Annotated in this window: 15 protein-coding genes; all 15 read left to right on the top strand. The window is 52.1% G+C overall.

Features of this window, described 5'->3' with window-relative positions:
* The first annotated feature begins 94 nt into the window (after window positions 1-94).
* On the top strand, window positions 95-2,161 hold the full coding sequence (gene topA / locus EDC33_RS03470; RefSeq protein WP_124010180.1) for a type I DNA topoisomerase: 2,067 nt from the start codon (window positions 95-97) through the stop codon (window positions 2,159-2,161).
* Between the two features lie 206 nt (window positions 2,162-2,367).
* The gene (gene xerC / locus EDC33_RS03465; protein ID WP_124010179.1) at window positions 2,368-3,249 is read left to right on the top strand and encodes a tyrosine recombinase XerC; all 882 of its coding nucleotides are present in this window, start codon (window positions 2,368-2,370) and stop codon (window positions 3,247-3,249) included.
* A gap of 4 nt (window positions 3,250-3,253) precedes the next feature.
* Window positions 3,254-3,793 carry an ATP-dependent protease subunit HslV gene (hslV, locus tag EDC33_RS03460; RefSeq protein ID WP_040105640.1) on the top strand — a complete coding sequence of 180 codons (540 nt, stop codon included), beginning with the start codon at window positions 3,254-3,256 and terminating at the stop codon, window positions 3,791-3,793.
* A gap of 14 nt (window positions 3,794-3,807) precedes the next feature.
* Window positions 3,808-5,178 (top strand): ATP-dependent protease ATPase subunit HslU, encoded by a 1,371-nt coding sequence (gene hslU, locus EDC33_RS03455; RefSeq protein ID WP_124010178.1) that lies wholly within the window; start codon window positions 3,808-3,810, stop codon window positions 5,176-5,178.
* A gap of 18 nt (window positions 5,179-5,196) precedes the next feature.
* Window positions 5,197-5,967, top strand: coding sequence for a GTP-sensing pleiotropic transcriptional regulator CodY (gene codY, locus EDC33_RS03450; RefSeq protein WP_040105638.1), 771 nt, complete (start codon window positions 5,197-5,199; stop codon window positions 5,965-5,967).
* Window positions 5,968-6,122: 155 nt separating this feature from the next.
* Entirely contained in the window at window positions 6,123-6,893 is a 771-nt protein-coding gene (gene rpsB, locus EDC33_RS03445) for a 30S ribosomal protein S2 (RefSeq protein WP_040105637.1), read from the top strand.
* 102 nt (window positions 6,894-6,995) lie between these two features.
* Window positions 6,996-7,874, top strand: coding sequence for a translation elongation factor Ts (tsf, locus tag EDC33_RS03440; RefSeq protein ID WP_040105636.1), 879 nt, complete (start codon window positions 6,996-6,998; stop codon window positions 7,872-7,874).
* Window positions 7,875-7,997: 123 nt separating this feature from the next.
* A complete protein-coding gene (pyrH, locus tag EDC33_RS03435) occupies window positions 7,998-8,720 on the top strand; it encodes a UMP kinase (protein ID WP_040105635.1) in 723 nt (240 codons plus the stop codon).
* 15 nt (window positions 8,721-8,735) lie between these two features.
* A complete protein-coding gene (frr, locus tag EDC33_RS03430) occupies window positions 8,736-9,293 on the top strand; it encodes a ribosome recycling factor (RefSeq protein WP_094905793.1) in 558 nt (185 codons plus the stop codon).
* 130 nt (window positions 9,294-9,423) lie between these two features.
* Window positions 9,424-10,176, top strand: a complete 753-nt coding sequence (uppS, locus tag EDC33_RS03425) for an undecaprenyl pyrophosphate synthase (protein WP_124010177.1) — start codon at window positions 9,424-9,426, stop codon at window positions 10,174-10,176.
* Window position 10,177: 1 nt separating this feature from the next.
* Complete coding sequence (locus EDC33_RS03420; protein ID WP_124010176.1) at window positions 10,178-10,966, top strand: phosphatidate cytidylyltransferase; 789 nt, start codon at window positions 10,178-10,180, stop codon at window positions 10,964-10,966.
* A 21-nt stretch (window positions 10,967-10,987) separates the two neighbouring features.
* Window positions 10,988-12,112 (top strand): 1-deoxy-D-xylulose-5-phosphate reductoisomerase, encoded by a 1,125-nt coding sequence (locus EDC33_RS03415; protein WP_124010175.1) that lies wholly within the window; start codon window positions 10,988-10,990, stop codon window positions 12,110-12,112.
* 4 nt (window positions 12,113-12,116) lie between these two features.
* On the top strand, window positions 12,117-13,400 hold the full coding sequence (gene rseP, locus EDC33_RS03410; protein WP_124010174.1) for an RIP metalloprotease RseP: 1,284 nt from the start codon (window positions 12,117-12,119) through the stop codon (window positions 13,398-13,400).
* 11 nt (window positions 13,401-13,411) lie between these two features.
* Window positions 13,412-15,100 carry a proline--tRNA ligase gene (locus EDC33_RS03405; RefSeq protein ID WP_124010173.1) on the top strand — a complete coding sequence of 563 codons (1,689 nt, stop codon included), beginning with the start codon at window positions 13,412-13,414 and terminating at the stop codon, window positions 15,098-15,100.
* A gap of 54 nt (window positions 15,101-15,154) precedes the next feature.
* Window positions 15,155-19,435 (top strand): PolC-type DNA polymerase III, encoded by a 4,281-nt coding sequence (locus EDC33_RS03400; protein WP_124010172.1) that lies wholly within the window; start codon window positions 15,155-15,157, stop codon window positions 19,433-19,435.
* The last annotated feature ends 17 nt before the right edge of the window (window positions 19,436-19,452 follow it).

Below are 19,452 nucleotides of genomic sequence, written 5' to 3'. Positions count from 1 at the left end.
AAAAGAAAATTTAAAATCTATTATAGTTGACAAACAATTTTACTTCACTGTATTATTTGGATTTGAAAACACAAACGAAGGAGGCAATCGGCCTGTGGCAGATAATCTGGTTATTGTAGAATCGCCTGCGAAAGCTAAGACGATAGAAAAATACCTCGGCAAACGATACAAAGTCGTTGCATCGATGGGTCACGTACGCGATTTGCCTCGCAGTCAAACGGGGATAGACACTGAAAACAATTATGAACCCAAATACATCACCATTCGCGGCAAGGGGCCTCTTCTCAAGGATTTGAAGAAAGAAGCCAAAAAAGCGAAAAAGATATTCTTGGCAAGTGACCCGGACCGCGAAGGCGAAGCTATCGCATGGCATTTGAGCCATGCACTAGGAGATGACAAGGAATACTACAGGGTGGTATTCAACGAAATTACGAAAGATGCGGTGAAGGAGAGCTTCAAGCATCCGGGCTCGATCAATCAGAAGCTCGTGGATGCGCAGCAGGCACGCCGTATACTCGACCGGCTCGTCGGCTACAACATTTCACCTGTGCTGTGGAAGAAGGTCAAGAAGGGGCTGTCGGCAGGACGTGTCCAATCTGTAGCACTGAAGATGGTCATCGACCGTGAAAATGAAATCAGGGAATTCAAGCCTGAAGAATACTGGACGATTACAGGTCTTTTCAAATACGGTAAAAACAACTTTGAAGGCAAGTTCAACCGGCTCGCCAACGAAAAGATCAAGCTGAAGACAAAAGAGGATGTCGATCATGTGCTGTCGCAGCTTGAAGGCGACCAGTTCAATGTGGACTCGGTGGAGAAGAAGGAAAAGAAACGCTATCCGTCGAAACCGTTCACGACTTCCTCCCTCCAGCAGGAAGCGGCAAGGAAGCTGAACTTCAAGGCGCGCAAGACGATGATGGTCGCTCAGCAGCTCTATGAAGGAATAGACATCAAGAAGGCCGGAACAGTAGGTCTGATCACCTACATGAGGACGGATTCCACCAGAATTTCACCCGTTGCCCAGCAGGAAGCGGTCGACTATATAGAAGGAGAATACGGCAATAACTTCGTTGGAGCAAAGCCTTCCGCGAAAAAGGCGGAAGGCAGCCAGGATGCCCACGAGGCAGTCCGGCCGACAAGTGCGAACCGGACGCCGGCCAACATGAAGCAGTACCTCTCCCGCGACCAGTACAGGTTGTACAAGCTGATCTGGGATCGCTTCATCGCCAGCATGATGGCTCCGGCCATTCTGGACACTGTCCGTATGGAACTGTCGAATAACGGCGTCATCTTCAGGAGCAATGGCCAGACGATCAAGTTCAAAGGCTTCATGCAGATTTATATTGAAGGCAGTGATGACGGGGAAGAAGACCTGAACAACCGTCTGCCGGAAATCGCCGAAGGCGAGACGGTCAAGTCCGACAAGATCGATCCGAACCAGCACTTCACCCAGCCGCCGCCGCGGTATACGGAAGCAAGGCTCGTCAAGACCCTGGAGGAACAGGGGATTGGCCGTCCATCCACTTATGCACCAACATTGGACACGATCCAGAAGAGAAATTATGTCAAAATCGACCAGAAACGTTTCATCCCCACCGAACTCGGGGAAATCGTCAACCAGTCGGTGACACAATACTTCCCCGATATCATAGATGTGGAATTCACACGGTCCATGGAGAAGAACCTGGATGATATCGCCGAAGGCGAAGCATCATGGGTTGCGGTCATAGATGATTTCTACAAGGATTTCGAGCCTCAGGTGGAGCGTGCCGACGAAGAGATGGAAAAGATTGAAATCAAGGATGAACCGGCAGGCGAGGACTGCGAGAAATGCGGCTCCCCGATGGTCTACAAGATGGGGCGCTATGGAAAGTTCATGGCCTGCTCGAACTTCCCGGACTGCCGCAATACGAAGGCGATCGTCAAAACCATCGGCGTGAAATGTCCGAAGTGCAGTGAAGGTGATGTCGTCGAGAGGAAATCCAAAAAGAACCGGATATTCTACGGATGCGACCGCTATCCGGAATGCGACTTCATTTCCTGGGATCGTCCGATCGGCAGGAACTGTCCGAAATGTGACCACTATCTTGTGGAAACCAAAAAGGGCAAGACGGCCAAAGTGAAATGTACAAACTGTGATTATGAAGAAAAAGCCGAGTAGTACAGGTACCCATATCCTGATATGGGTATTTTTGTTGGAGAAAGAACAAAATATTGAAAACATTCGATTTATTTTGTGTAAATTACAGTCAAATAGGTTATTATATATTATTGGATACTGAATCGGCTGTCGGAGTGCCGGAACGAAGGTATTGGTTGATGAATTTTTTGGAATTGTGATAAGATTCTGATAAAGGAGATGGTGGAATGGATCATCTGGGGAATTTCATGGAACAGCTCACATATCAGCGCAACCTTTCCTCCCACACGGTCAGCAACTATAAGCGGGATATCAATGAGTTTCTCAGGTTCCTCTCCCAGGAGGGGCTGGACATTGAAACGTTCAAGTACATGGATGCCAGGAACTATCTCAACATGCTTTATCAGAAACAATTGAAGAAATCCACAGTGTCCAGAAAAATATCGGCGCTCAGAAGCTTCTACAACTACCTGATCGACAAAGGGATCCGCAATTCGAACCCCTTTACGAACCTGCCGAACCCGAAACGGGATAAGCCCTTGCCGGGCTTCCTGTACGAGAATGAAATACGCGGGCTTTTCGATTCCCTGGATCAGGATTCTAAAATGTACGAACGGGATAGGGCCATACTGGAACTGCTCTATGCGACTGGCATGCGGGCCTCTGAACTGCTCGGCCTCACATTGTCGCATATCGACTTCGACCACGGGCTGCTCAAGGTGCGCGGAAAGGGCAACAAGGAAAGGGTGCTGCCATTTGGCACCCATGCTTCCGAAGCCCTGAAGTCCTACATCGAAAATCACGATCAGGCAATTGAGGCGAACGGGACATTATGGATCAACCAGAGGAACGGTCCCCTGACCGACAGGGGCCTCCGGTATGTCATCGATATGATGGTCAAGAGGAGCGCAAGCGACCTCCACCTCCATCCGCACAAGATCAGGCACAGCTTTGCGACACATATGCTGAACAATGGTGCCGATCTCAGGGCGGTGCAGGAACTGCTCGGCCATGAATCGCTGTCGACGACCCAGAAATATACGCATGTGTCGAAGGAGCAGCTCAGAAAGACCTATCTCGCGCATCATCCAGCTAATCAGAAGAGGTGAAATCATGGCAATAAAAGGGACAACGATATTTGCCATACGGCATAAAGACAAGATGGCAATGGCCGGCGACGGCCAGGTGACGCTCGGCAACCAGGTGGTGATGAAGCACTCCGCACGCAAGGTCAGACGCCTTTTCGACGACAAGGTCGTTGCAGGGTTTGCCGGCAGCGTTGCAGATGCATTCACACTGTTTGAAAAATTCGAAGCGAACCTGTATGCCTATAACGGCAATCTTACACGGGCGGCCGTCGAGCTCGCCAAGGAATGGCGGGGCGACAAGATCCTCAGGCAGCTTGAGGCCATGCTGATCGTTATGGATAAGGAGACGCTGCTTCTGGTCAGCGGTACCGGAGAAGTCATCGAACCGGATGACGGCATCCTCGCCATCGGCAGCGGCGGCAATTTTGCACTGAGCGCCGGCCGGGCGATGAAGCTTCACGGCGACAATCTGGATGCCCCGACGATAGCGCGGGACAGCCTGCTGATCGCGAGTGAAATCTGCGTCTTCACCAATGACCATATAATTGTAGAAACGATTGAGTAAAAGGAGCGTTTGAATTGAGACAAAATCTTACTCCCAGGGAGATCACTGCAAAACTCGATGATGACATCATCGGCCAGCATGAAGCCAAGCGCAAAGTGGCGATCGCGATGCGCAACCGCTACCGCCGCATGCAGCTCGAGTCTTCATTGAAGGATGAAGTCGTGCCGAAGAACATACTGATGATCGGACCGACCGGAGTCGGCAAGACGGAAATCGCCAGAAGGATGGCAAAGCTTACAGGCGCACCGTTTTCGAAAGTGGAGGCGACGAAGTTTACGGAAGTCGGCTATGTCGGCAGGGATGTCGAAAGCATGGTCCGGGACCTGGTGGAAGCAAGCGTCCGCATGGTCAAGGAAGAAAAGATGAAGATGGTCGAAGAGGATGCACAAAAGCTTGCGGAAGAACGCCTTGTAGGGCTGCTTGCACCAGGTGAGAAGCGCAGGCAGACGAACTCCAATCCTTTCGAGATGTTCATGAACCAGCAGTCAGAGGAGGAGTATGAGGAAGTGACGCCCGAAGTAAGGGCGAAGCGCATGAACCTTCGGGAAAAGCTCTCCTCCGGCATGCTGGAGGATGAAGAGGTCACCATCGAAGTCGAACAGGAGCAGAATCCGATGGGCATGATGATGCCAGGCATGGATGAGGGCGGCATGCAGGATATGCTCAAGCAGTTCATGCCGAAGAAGAAGCACAAGCGCACCATGCCGGTCAGGAAGGCAAGGGAATACCTGAAGCGTGAAGAGGCCGAGAAGATCGTCGATACGGACAATGTCAACGACGAAGCGATATCGCTTGCCGAGACGATGGGCATCATCTTCATCGACGAGATGGATAAGATCGCCAAAGGCGGGCAGAATACCGGGGACGTTTCCCGGGAAGGTGTCCAGAGGGACATCCTGCCGATCGTCGAAGGCAGTACGGTACAGACCAAGTACGGTCCGATAGATACCGAGCATATCCTCTTCATCGGTGCCGGTGCCTTCCATGTCGCCAAACCGAGCGATCTGATCCCGGAACTCCAGGGGCGTTTCCCGATCCGTGTCGAACTCGACAAGCTCAAGGCTGAGGACTTCGTCAAAATATTGTCCGAGCCGCAGAGCTCACTGCTAAAACAGTATGAAGCGCTCCTGAAGACAGAGGAAGTGACCATCTCCTTCACTGATGAAGCCATCACGGAAATCGCGGAAATCGCCTTTGAAGTGAACAGTGATACGGATGACATCGGTGCAAGGCGCCTCCACACGATCCTCGAGACCCTTCTTGAGGAGCTGCTGTTCGAAGCGAGCGGCATGCAGGGGGCGCATGTGGAGATCACCCGGCAGTACGTGGAATCGAAGCTGAACAATATCAAGTCCGACAAGAATCTAAGTGCATTTATCTTATAACCTAAAAGGAGAATTACCATGAGCAACCTACTACAGAAAACAAGAGATATCAACAAGCTGATCCAGAGTCATCAAGGTGTGAAAGTCGATTTCAAGGAAGTATCGGAAAAGGTGAGCGGCGTGCTCGAGTGCAACGTCTTCATCGTTTCACGGAAAGGAAAACTGCTGGGCTACGGCATCAACCAGAAGATCGAGAACGACCGCATCGTTGAAATGCTCGAAGCGAGAAGGTTCCCTGAGGAATATGTCGAAAAGATCATGAAGATCAATGAGACCCAGGAGAACATCGAATTCGAAGATGAACTGACAGTCTTCCCTACAGAAGATTCCTTCCAGGATTCCGAAACATGCATCCTGCCGATCTTCGGCGGCGGAGAGCGTCTTGGCACACTCGTGCTCGGCCGTGTATCCAAGCAGTTCGAAGAAGATGACCTGGTGTTGGCAGAGTATGCCGGCACTGTCGTAGGAATGGAGATTCTCCGTGAAAAGCAGGAGGAGATAGAGCAGAAGGCACGCGACAAGGCGAGCATCGCCATGGCGATCCGTTCCCTCTCCTATTCCGAGCGTGAAGCGATCGAGCACATCTTCGATGAGCTGGATGCGGATGAAGGCCTGCTCGTCGCCTCAAAAGTTGCAGACCGTGTGGGCATCACACGCTCCGTCATCGTAAACGCACTGCGCAAGCTGGAGAGTGCGGGCGTCATCGAATCCCGTTCCCTCGGCATGAAAGGCACCTTCATCAAGGTCAAAAAAGAGGACTTCCTGCCTGAACTCAGAAAAGAAAGCTGATCAGGCTGAATCAGGGGTTTGATTTAATGGCTGGAATATGTTATATTATTCAAGGCTGAAAACAGCCCATCACACACAGTATGGTGAATTGGAGACAGGTGCCTTACGGTCGTTTCCAAAGCTGTACTGGAGGAAAAACCAAAGGAGGAAATATCATGGCAGTAATTACTATGAAGCAACTGCTTGAAGCTGGTGTACACTTCGGTCACCAGACACGCCGTTGGAACCCGAAAATGAAGAGATACATCTTCACGGAAAGAAACGGCATCTACATCATCGATCTGCAGAAGACAGTCAAAAAAGTAGGAGAGGCTTACGATTTCGTGAAAAGCATCTCTGAAGAAGGCGGAAAAGTCCTTTTTGTCGGTACTAAGAAGCAGGCACAGGACGCAATCAAGGAAGAAGCGGAGCGCGCTGGTCAACTTTACGTCAACCAGAGATGGCTCGGTGGTATCCTGACGAACTACAAAACAATTTCAAAGCGTATCAAACGCATCTCTGAAATCGAGAAAATGGAAGCAGACGGCATCTTCGATGTACTTCCTAAGAAGGAAGTCATGGAACTCCGTAAAGAGTACACACGTCTGAACAAATTCCTCGGCGGTATCCGTGAGATGAAGGAAATGCCGAAGGCACTCTTCATCGTCGACCCTAGAAAAGAGCGCAACGCGATCATGGAAGCGAAGAAACTCAACATTCCGATCGTTGCGATGGTCGATACAAACTGTGATCCGGACGAGATCGACTATGTCATTCCTGCAAACGATGACGCCATCCGTGCGGTCAGACTGATGACAAGCAAAATGGCTGATGCAGTACTGGAAGGCCAGCAGGGCGTATCCGACCAGGAGATCGCTGCTGAGCAGAACATCGACATGGAAGAAGGCTCCGAAGAGGAGACTGTCGAAGCGGGCGAAAGCAAATAAAGCATTAAACAACGGTGATAAGTTCCTTATTCTTATCACCTTTTTTAAAAGACCGGGGAGTGTTCCCGGTCTGTATAAAATATGATTCCAGGAGGATGGAAAATGGCTATTTCTGCAAAATTGGTTAAAGAACTACGTGAAAAAACTGGTGCTGGAATGATGGACTGCAAGAAGGCACTCCAGGAAACTGATGGTGACATCGACAAAGCGGCAGACTATCTCCGTGAAAAAGGCATCTCCAAAGCTGCCAAGAAAGCGGACCGCATCGCTGCTGAAGGCATCGTGCACGTCGCTTCCAAAGGCAATGACGGCGTCATCGTCGAAATCAACTCCGAAACGGACTTTGTTGCACGCAACGAAGAATTCCAAAAACTCGTCAAAGATATCGCAGAGCATATCCTTGATACTAAACCAGCCGACATCGAAGCACTCAATGCTTCAGAAATGAACGGCAAGAAAGTCGAAGACGTCATGAATGAAGCAGTGGCTAAAATCGGGGAGAAACTCACCCTCAGAAGATTCGCACTCGCTGAGAAGACTGACAATGATTCATTCGGCGAATACCTCCACATGGGCGGCCGCATCGGTGTGCTGACACTTGTTGAAGGTTCCACTGACGATGCAGCAGCGAAAGATGTTGCAATGCACGCAGCAGCCCTGAACCCTAAATACGTTTCCAAAGATGAAGTATCCCAGGATGAGCTCGAGCATGAAAGGGAAGTCCTCAAGCAGCAGGCGCTGAATGAAGGCAAGCCTGAGAAGATCGTCGACAAGATGGTTGAAGGCAGAATGCGCAAGTATCTCGAAGAGATCTGCATCGTCGACCAGCCGTTCGTCAAGGATTCCGATCAGACTGTTGAACAGTTCCTGAAATCCAAAGGCGGCACCCTGAAAACTTTCATCCGCTTCGAAGTGGGCGAAGGTCTTGAGAAGAGACAGGAAAACTTCGCTGATGAAGTGATGGGTCAAGTGAATAAATAATAAAAAGACACTTCGGTGTCTTTTTTTCAGATAAGAAAATTTATTCTTCTTGTCATCATATGCCACTCGGGTGGCCTATGCGCTTTTTGGATTGAATATTAAATTATGTAAGGATGGAGACATATGCCTGAGACTTCCAAATACAAACGTATTGTACTGAAATTGAGTGGTGAGGCCCTGGCTGGTGAGGATGGCTTCGGCATCAACCCGGTCGTAATCAAGAATATCGCCAAACAGGTCAAAGAAGCCAAGGATCTTGGTGTGGAGATTGCCGTCATCGTCGGCGGCGGAAACATCTGGCGCGGGAAGGTCGGCAGCGACCTCGGCATGGACCGTGGCACAGCCGACTATATGGGCATGCTCGCCACCGTCATGAATTCACTTGCACTTCAGGACAGCCTGGAGCAGATGGACTGTGAAACACGGGTGCTCACGTCAATAGAAATGAAGCAGGTGGCTGAACCCTATATAAGAAGACGTGCAATCAGGCATCTTGAAAAGGGCCGCATCGTCATCTTCGCAGCAGGTATAGGCAATCCGTACTTCTCCACCGATACGACTGCAGCACTCCGTGCAGCAGAAGTGGAGGCCGATGTGATCCTGATGGGCAAGAACAACGTGGATGGTGTCTATTCCGCCGATCCGAAACTCGACGGCAATGCACACAAGTACGATACACTCACCTATATGGAAATGCTGCAGGAGAACCTGCAGGTCATGGATGCGACCGCTTCATCCTTTTGTATGGACAATGACATACCGCTTGTGGTATTTTCGATTACAGAAGACGGCAATATAAAACGTGCTGTATCAGGCGAAACGATTGGTACAGAAATCAAAAAGTAATGGGAGAGAAAGAACATGAGTGAATCAGTCTTAAAAGATGCCAAGTCAAAAATGCAGAAGTCACTGGAAAGCTTGAGCAGGGAACTTGCCACAATCCGTACAGGCCGTGCAAACTCCAACATGCTCGACCGTGTGACGGTGGACTATTACGGTGCGCCGACCCCCGTCAATCAGCTCGCAGGCATCTCTGTGCCTGAAGCACGGATGCTCACAGTGACACCATACGACAAAGGTTCGGTCGATGATGTCCTGAAGGCCATCCAGCAGGCCGATCTTGGTGTAAACCCTACTAGCGACGGCACGATGATCCGCATCACCGTCCCACAGCTGACGGAGGAACGCCGCAAGGAATTCGTCAAGGATGCGCGCAAGGAAGGCGAGAATGCCAAAGTTGCCGTCCGCAACATCAGACGTGATGCGAATGACGAATTGAAGCGTCTTGAAAAAGATGGTGAACTGACTGAAGATGACCTCAGAAGCTATACAGAAGATGTACAGCAGCTGACGAATGACTACATCGATCAGATCGACAAGATGTGCGACGACAAAGAAACCGACATCATGGAAGTCTGAATCATCATTCCAGGGCAGGATTTTCCTGCCTGTTTTTTTATGTTCTCTATGTTATATGGTAGAATAAATTGATTGAGGACACGATATTATCAATGTATACTAATAATTATAATGCTTCAGGAGGATTGTTATGTTTGGTTGGAAGAAGCAAAAGAGAACCGATTCCGAAAAAGAGCTGCCTGAACATATCGCCATCATCATGGATGGAAATGGCAGGTACGCCAAACAGAAAAATAGACCACGGGTAAACGGTCACTATGAAGGCATGCAGAATGTAAAGCGCATCACAAGGCATGCTTCAGATCTCGGCATCAAGTATCTGACTCTATATGCTTTTTCCACGGAGAACTGGTCGCGGCCGAAAAGCGAAGTGAACTATCTGATGAAACTGCCGGGGGACTTCCTCGGAACATTTCTGCCGGAACTTATAGAGAAGAACGTCAGGGTCGGCACCATAGGCAACCTTGATGCCCTGCCGATACATACGAGAAAAGCCGTACAGCAGGCGGTCGATAAGACTTCCCGGAATACGGGGCTCAACCTCATCTTCGCACTCAACTATGGCGGACGGGATGAGCTCATCCAGGCATTTCGGACGATGGCGCACGATGTTGAAAACGGCGATCTCGATCCGGAAGATATTACGGCTGAAATGGTGGACCACCATCTCATGACATGTACAATCCCCGATCCCGAAATGCTGATCCGCACAAGCGGTGAATACAGGCTGAGCAATTTCCTGCTGTGGCAGTCATCATACAGTGAGCTTTTTTTCACCGAGACGCTATGGCCCGAATTTACAACAGAAGAACTCGATCAGATGATTTCACAGTACAGGAAACGTGAGAGAAGGTTCGGGGGACTTAACAAAGAGGAGGAATGACATGAAGACGCGGACGATAACAGCGATCATCGCCTTATCAATATTTGTACCCATTGTCGTTTTGGGCTCATGGCCCCTGCTGATTACAGTCTTCCTTCTGGCCTATACAGCACTGTATGAAATACTTAAGATGAACCGTATCCATATTTTCTCGATTCCGGGAATGCTCTCAATGGTGGCGCTCTTCATCGTCATGATGCCACAGGAATCCTATATGCCCTATATATCGATGTTCCAGGTCGACCTGATCATCGTCATGGCACTGCTCATGCTGAGTTTCACCGTCATCAGCAAGAACAGGTTCTCATTCGTGGATATGGGATTCTGCGTACTTGCAGTGGCGTATGTCGGCATCGGCTTCATGTATTTCTACGAAACGCGGGAAGAGGGGATCATCTACATACTCTACGGTCTGCTGATTGTCTGGGTCACCGACACAGGCGCCTATCTTTTCGGCCGTGCACTGGGGAGAAGGAAGCTATGGCCCCAGATCAGCCCCAACAAGACCCTGGAAGGCTTCCTCGGAGGCATATTCTGCAGCGTCCTGCTGGCCCTCCTGTTCTATCTGATGGGCTGGATTGAAGGTGTACATGTCCTTCTGTTCCTGACGCTCACAATGATACTGAGCATGTTCGGACAACTCGGGGACCTTGTGGAATCCGCGCTGAAGCGTCATTTTGACGTCAAAGATTCGGGGCGTCTGCTGCCGGGTCATGGCGGTGTGCTGGATCGTTTCGACAGCTTCATCTTCGTCCTGCCCCTGATGAACATATTACCGATCATAACTTAATCCAGAATACAGGTGAATCATATGAAAAAAATTTCCATACTCGGTGCGACAGGGTCCATCGGAACACAGGCTCTGGCAGTCATAGGAAACAACCCTGAACATTTCGAACTCGGCAGCATCTCGATCGGCACGAATATAGAGGCTCTGGAGAAGATCCTTGAATCATTCAGGCCGAAGCTTGTGAGCGTGATGAAGGACACGGACCGCATCGAGTTGAAAAGCAGGTATCCCGACATAGATTTCACTTGTGGCCGGGAAGGGCTCATGGCGGTCGCGACCGATGATGCAGACACCCTGCTGACAGCTGTGATGGGCAGCGTCGGTCTGGAACCGACACTTGCTGCAATCGATGCGGGCAAGGACATTGCACTTGCAAACAAGGAAACGCTCGTCGCCGCGGGGGAAATCGTAATGGAGAGGGCCAGGGAGAAGGGCGTCTCCATCATTCCCGTCGATTCGGAGCATTCTGCAATATTCCAGTGCCTGAGGGGTGAGGACCTGCGTGAGATGAAGCGCATCATCCTGACCGCAAGCGGCGGTTCATTCAGGGACCTCTCGAGGGAAGAGCTCCGGGACGTGACGCTCGAGCGCGCCCTCGACCATCCCAACTGGTCGATGGGCCGCAAGATCACGATCGATTCCGCCACCATGATGAACAAGGGGCTTGAAGTCATCGAGGCAAAATGGCTCTTTGATGCGGAAGTGGATCAGATTTCCACGATACTGCACCGGGAAAGCACGATCCATTCCATGGTCGAGTTCGTCGACAACAGCATCATGGCACAGATGGGGACGCCGGATATGAAGACTGCCATCCAGTTTGCATTCAGCCATCCGAAAAGGCTGCCGATGGACAACCCCATGGACTTCGATGCCCTCAGCCAGCTCAACTTCAAACCCATGGACCTTGAACGGTTCCGGATGCTTGCATTTGCCTATGATGCCCTCCGGACAGGGGGAACGATGCCGGCTGTCATGAATGCTGCCAATGAATACGCAGTGAACCGTTTCCTTGAGGGGGAAATATCCTTTTTGGAAATCGAGGAGATTGTGGAGTCGCGCATGGATGGCCATGAGGCGGTCCAGAACCCGGATCTCGATACGATTCTCTACTACGACCGGCTCTACAAGTCTGATATGAGGTGATGAAATGACCGGCATTTTAGCTTTTATTGTTGTCTTTGGTGTGCTGGTGACGGTTCACGAACTCGGGCACCTGATCTTCGCCAAACGGGCCGGCATCATGTGTCCCGAATTTGCCATCGGCATGGGACCGAAGATATTTTCACATAAATATAATGATACGCTCTATACCGTAAGGCTGCTGCCCGTCGGCGGCTATGTGCGGATGGCTTCCGAAGAGATGGAAGTCAATCCATTGAATGCCGGCATGCGTATACAGCTCAAGGTGGATGAAAAGGATGAGATCACGCATATCATCCTCGATGACAAGCACAACTTCACTCAGATAGAGGAAGTGGAAGTCGTCGAATCCGATATCACGAAAGAGATGTACATCCGTGCGACCCGTCTCCATGACGGACAGGAGGTCATCTACAATCTTGCGCACGAATCCTACTTCGTCGAGAACTCCCAGCTGGAGCGCATCGCGCCGAAGGAGTCACGTTTCGAGTCGAAGTCGGTCGGACACCGGTTCATGACGCTTGCTGCGGGACCGCTGATGAACTTCGTCCTGGCATTCGTCCTTTTCACGGTGCTCTTCTATGTGCAGGGGAAACCGACGGACGAAGCGGTCGTCGGCTTCGTTGCAGAGGATACACCTGCTGAGGAGGCAGGACTCCAGGAAGGGGACCGCCTCGAGACCATCAATGGTGAAACGGTGGATGGCTGGAATGACATGTCGGCCATCATCCAGGAGCAGGGTGAGCAGCCGCTTGATATCGAAGTGGCCAATGATGGTGAATCCCGCACAGTGGAGATGACACCGGTCGTCGAGACCACGGAACTCCCGGACGGCGAAACGTCGGAACGTCTGATCATCGGCATCGGAGCCGAGATGGAGCGCGGCATGTTCTCCCCGATATTATGGGGAGCGGAGCAGACCGTCCAGATGAGCACCATGATTTTTGACCTGGTGGTCAATATGTTCTTGAGTATATTTGAGGGGACATTCTCCTTCGACATGCTGAACGGACCGGTCGGCATATACAAGGTGACGGAAGAGGTGGCGACCCAGGGGCTGATCACGCTGATCAACTTCACCGCAATACTGAGCGTCAACCTCGGCATCATGAACCTGCTGCCGATCCCGGCACTGGACGGTGGGCGCATCCTGTTCGTCCTCTATGAAGGCATCTTCAGGAAACCGCTGAACAAGAAGGTGGAACTGAACATCCAGCTGATCGGTGTGCTGTTCCTGCTGATGGTCATGATCCTTGTAACATGGAACGACATAAAGACATTTTTCCTTTAGGAGTGAAATGAATGAGACAATCCAGAATGTTTATACCAACAATGCGTGAAACGCCCCAGGATGCCGACAGCCTGAGCCACCGCCTGATGCTGAAGGCGGGCATGATCAAGCAGATGGCCAGCGGGATATACACCTATCTGCCGATCACGAAACTCGTTCTGAACAACATCGAACAGATCGTCAGGGAAGAGATGAACGCCATCGACGGCGTGGAGATCCACATGCCCGTGCTGCATCCGAAGGAGCTGTGGCAGGAGTCCGGCCGCTGGGAGGCGTACGGCAGCGAACTGATGCGCATGAAGGACCGCCACGAGCGCGATTTCGCCCTCGGGCCGACACATGAGGAAATCGTGACGGCGCTCTTGCGCGACGAACTGAAAAGCTACAAGAAACTCCCGTTGACGCTGTTCCAGATCCAGACGAAATTCCGGGACGAACTGCGTCCACGGTATGGACTTCTGCGCGGACGTGAATTCATCATGAAGGATGCCTATTCGTTCCACAGTAATGAAGCTTCACTGGATGAAACATATCATGACATGTACAGCGCCTACTCGAAAATCTTCAGCCGCGTCGGACTGAACTACCGTGCAGTCGAAGCGGACTCTGGAGCAATCGGCGGCAGCCATACCCATGAATTCATGGCGCTTGCGGACATCGGCGAAGATACGATCGCCTACACCGACGGCAGCAACTATGCAGCAAACATCGAGAAGGCGGGATGTCCTGTACCGGAAGTCGAGGAATTGAACAGCGACAGGGAAGTCGAGAAAGTGGCGACACCGGATGTCTCCACATGCAGTTCCCTCGCAGAATTCCTCGACATCACCTTGGAGGAGACGACGAAGACGATGATCATGCGTGTCGATCATGACTACGTGATGATTCTGCTCCGTGGAGACCATGAGCTGAACGATGTGAAGCTCAAGTCCCATTTCGGAACCGATGACATCGACTTTGCCACGGATGAAGAGATCGAGAACCTGCTGAGTGCCTCGCCAGGGAGCCTCGGACCGGTGGGGACGGACCTGCCGGTATACCTGGACCACCAGGTCAGGAATATGCAGGACTATCCGACAGGGGCGAACGAGAGCGGATATCATTTCATCAATGTCAATCATGGTCGGGATTTCGAGGTCGAAGCGTTCGGAGATTTCCGTTTCATCACCGAAGGTGAAATGGCACAGGATGGCAGCGGTCCGGTCAAGTTCATGAGGGGCATCGAAGTCGGCCAGGTATTCAAACTGGGCACCAAGTATTCCGAAGCGATGAACCTGAATGTACTCGATGAGAATGGCAGAAGCGTGCCTGTACTCATGGGCTGCTATGGCGTCGGCATTTCGAGGACGCTGTCCGCCATCATCGAAAGCCATCATGACGACCGTGGCATCATCTGGCCGAAGGCCGTCACGCCGTTCGATGTGCATATCATCACCGCCAACCCTAAGGACAAGGAAGCGGCGGAAATCGCAGAAACCCTCTACGAAGATCTCGGCAAACACTATCGTGTGCTGTATGATGACAGGAAAGAGCGCGCAGGTGTGAAATTCGCAGACTCCGATCTGATCGGCCTGCCGTACAGGATCGTCGTCGGCCGTGCCGCCAAAGAGGGGAAAGTGGAAGTGAAGGCAAGGGACAGTGAAGAATCCATGGAACTGTCCATCGATGACGTGAAGCAGTATCTGGAAGTGAACTATTAAAAGAAGTTGGGCGCGTAAATCCTGGATTTACGCGCTTTTATAGGAGTGTTGCAAGTGAAGGGAAAGGACCAGTTCAACATCTTGCTCGACCAGGCAGGCATCAGGGGAAATGAAGACTATCTGGCCACGGGGACATTGAAGAAGGTCGTGTCCGATGATGATAGAAGACTGTGGGAGTTCCACCTGCATTTCGAACAGATGATACCTGCCTCCTTAAGGAGCATGATGGAAAAAAGCATCGAGGATGCCTTTTCGAATATCGCAGATACGAAGTTGGTCATTTCTGCAGACCATTACACGGATAAGGATGTCATCGACTATCTGGAGTATGCCCTCATCAACATCAATGTCAATGAGAACATCCGCTTCCAGCTGCTCAACTGTGACAAGCAGTTCAAGGGCGGCGTTTTGGCGTTTTCAGTACAGAATGAAATTGAAGTGGCACATTTCAACAAGCATATCAACGGCAACCTCACCGATGCCTACACCACGTACGGCATGCCGATCAGTGCAGTGGAATTCCATGCCGACAAGGCACTCGATACCGACCGCCGGACGAAGCTCGAGGCACGTCTGAAGGAAGAGAAGACGGAGCTTGTACAGGGCTTCATCGAACAGCAGAAGGATAATGAAGCGGATAAGCAGCAGCAGGAGAGTGTCGTCAAGCAGATCGGCAAATCCATGAACATGAGCGATATCCGTCCGCTTGAAACGGTCGTCGAGGAGGAGTTCAACGTCAAGGTCGAAGGGGTCATCTTCGATTCCGAAGTCAGGGAACTCCGGACCGGCCGCAAGATACTGCAGCTGAAGATCACCGACTACACCGATTCGATCGCCGCGAAGATGTTCTCCCGGCATGGCAAGAATGACGATGCCGTCTTCGATGCCCTGTCGAAGAACGACTGGGTGGTCATCGAAGGCAATGTGGAATACGATGAATTTTCAAGGGATATGGTGCTCATGATCCGCAACCTGACCGTCATCCATAAGCCGGAGAAGACGGACAGGAGTGAGGAGAAGCGGGTGGAGCTCCACCTGCACTCGGAAATGAGCCAGATGGACGGCCTCAGGAATATCGGGGAATACGTCAAACGGGCGGCGGACTATGGCCATAAGGCCATTGCGGTCACCGACCACAGCAATGTACAGGCCTATCCGGATGCCTACTATGCCGCACAGGCGAACGGCATCAAGATGATCTATGGCATGGAAGGGCTGCTTGTCAATGATGGGGCGCCGATCGCCTACAGGCCCCAGGATATCGTACTCGATGCACATGAGTACGTGGTCTTCGACGTGGAGACCACCGGCCTGTCCTCCAAATACGACAAGATCATCGAACTCGCCGGCGTAAAGGTGAAGGATGGCGAAATCATCGACCGTTTCGAGCGCTTCAGCAACCCGAATGAGCCGCTGACGGAAACCATCAAGGAGATTACGGGCATCACGGATGACATGCTGGTGGACGCACCACCGATTTCCGAAGTGATCACCGATTTCAAGGAGTGGGTCGGTGACGCGATATTCGTCGCCCACAACGCGAGCTTCGACATGGGCTTCATAGAAGCCGCCTACGGCAGGGAAGGCCTCGGCTCCTACACCAACGGCGTCATCGATACGCTCGAATTGTCCCGCGCAATCAACAAGGACTTCAAAAAACACGGACTGAACATACTCGCGAAGAAATACAATGTGGAGCTGACCCAGCACCACCGGGCCATCTATGATGCGGAGGCGACGGCATACATCTTCATCAAGATGCTGTCGCAGATCAGGAAGCTCGGCATAGACAACCATAGCCACATCAATGAAAAACTTGCCGACTCCGATTCCTACAAGCGGGCCATGCCGACGCATGTCACTCTGCTCGTACAGAACCAGGAGGGGCTGAAGAACCTGTTCAAGATCGTCTCCGCCTCACTGACCGACCACTTCTATAAGACGCCGCGGATCAGGAAGCAGGTGCTTGAAAAATACCGGTCCGGCATACTGATCGGCAGCGCGTGCGATTCCGGTGAAGTGTTCACGACCATGATGCAGAAGTCATATGACCAGGCGAAGAAGGTCGCGGGCTTCTACGACTATCTCGAAATCTTCCCCAAGGCGCTCTACAGCCGGCTGCTCGATCGTGAGATCGTACGCGATGAAAAGACCCTTGAGGAGATCATCACAAACATCATCACACTCGGTGACGAGCTGGACAAGCCGGTCGTCGCCACAGGCAACGTGCACTATCTGGATGAATCGGACAAGCTCTGCCGGGACATCCTTGTGAAGAGCAATCCGGGGAACCCGCTTTCCCGCGGACGTCTGCCGGATGCGCATTTCAGGACGACCGATGAAATGCTGGAAGGATTCGCCTTCCTGGACGCGGATGTCAGGAAGGAAGTCGTCATCGACGCACCGAACCGCATTGCAGACAGCATAGAAGAAGTCGTTCCGATCCAGGACAAGCTCTATACCCCGAACATCGAAGGGGCGAATGACGAAATCAGGGAGCTCAGCTACAGCAATGCCCGCAGCCTTTATGGGGATGACCTTCCCGAAATTGTAGTCGAGCGGCTTGAAAAGGAGCTCGACAGCATCATCGGCAACGGTTTTGCAGTCATCTATCTGATCAGTCAGAAGCTCGTCAAGAAGTCCCTTAATGACGGCTATCTCGTCGGTTCACGGGGGTCCGTCGGTTCGAGCTTCGTCGCGACGATGACCGAAATCACAGAAGTCAATCCGCTGCCGCCGCACTACGTATGTCCCGAATGCCGGACGAGTGAATTCTTCATGGACGGCAGTGTGAGCTCGGGATATGACCTGCCCGATAAGGAATGCGGCACATGCGGTTCGGCCCTCATTAAGGAAGGGCAGGACATCCCATTCGAAACCTTCCTCGGATTCAAGGGGGACAAGGTGCCGGATATCGACTTGAACTTCAGCGGTGACTACCAGCCGGTGGCACACAACTATACGAAGGAACTCTTCGGTGAAGACAAGGTCTTCCGTGCGGGGACGATCGGCACCGTCGCAGAGAAGACGGCCTTCGGCTACGTCAAAGGCTTCCTGAACGACAATGGACTCCATCGGCGGGGCGCGGAGATCGACCGGCTCGTACTCGGATGCAGCGGGGTCAAGCGGACGACCGGACAGCACCCGGGCGGCATCATCGTCGTTCCGGATTATATGGACATCTTCGATTTCACGCCGATCCAGTACCCTGCGGATGATGTGGAGTCCGAATGGAAGACGACGCACTTCGACTTCCATTCCATCCACGACAACCTGCTTAAGCTGGACATACTCGGACACGATGACCCGACGATGATCCGCATGCTGCAGGACCTTTCGGGCATCGATCCGAAGACGGTGCCCGTGGACGACCAGGATACGATGTCGCTCTTCAATTCACCGGAAGTGCTCGGCGTCACTGAAGAGGACATCGTATGCCGGACAGGCACGCTCGGCGTACCGGAGTTCGGTACGGGATTCGTGCGGCAGATGCTTGAGGATACTCGGCCTTCGACATTCAGTGAGCTCGTACAGATCTCAGGCCTGTCACACGGGACCGACGTATGGCTCGGCAACGCCCAGGACCTCATCAGAAGCGGCACATGCGACCTCAAGAACGTCATCGGCTGCCGGGACGACATCATGGTCTACCTGATGTATCAGGGGCTCGAACCATCCCTTGCCTTCAACATCATGGAGAAGGTGAGGAAGGGGAAGGGACTTTCCGAAGAGCATGAATCCGCAATGCGTGAGCAGGGTGTACCGGGCTGGTACATCGATTCATGCAAGAAGATCAAATACATGTTCCCGAAAGCCCACGCGGCGGCCTATGTACTCATGGCCGTGCGGATCGCATACTTCAAAGTGCATTATCCGCTCTACTACTATGCGAGCTACTTCACCGTACGTGCCTCGGACTTCGATCTGCTGACGATGGTCAAGGACAGCACGACGATCAAGCATAAGGTTAAGGAGATGAACCAGCGGTTCCAGGAGCTGACCAAAAAGGAGAAGGATACGCTCATCGTGCTGGAGCTGGCGAATGAAATGGCGCAGCGCGGCTATAAGATCCGCCCGGTGGATGTCGAGAAGTCGGACAGCACCGAATTCAAGATCGAAGGGGACGCGCTCATACCGCCGTTCCTCGCTGTACCGGGTCTCGGGGCAAGCGTCGCAAGACGCATCGTCGAGGCGCGTGATGAGGAACCGTTCATCTCCAAGGAGGACCTGAACAAGCGTGCAGGCGTCTCTCCGAAGATCGTGGACTACCTGACCGAACTCGGCAGCCTGAACCACCTGCCGGACAAGGCCCAGCTGTCGATCTTCGACATGTAGCGCGCAGTTGCAGGCAC

It is taken from the genome of Salinicoccus roseus, assembly GCF_003814515.1.
GTDB lineage: Bacteria > Bacillota > Bacilli > Staphylococcales > Salinicoccaceae > Salinicoccus > Salinicoccus roseus.
This window is presented reverse-complemented; position numbering and strand designations above follow the sequence as displayed.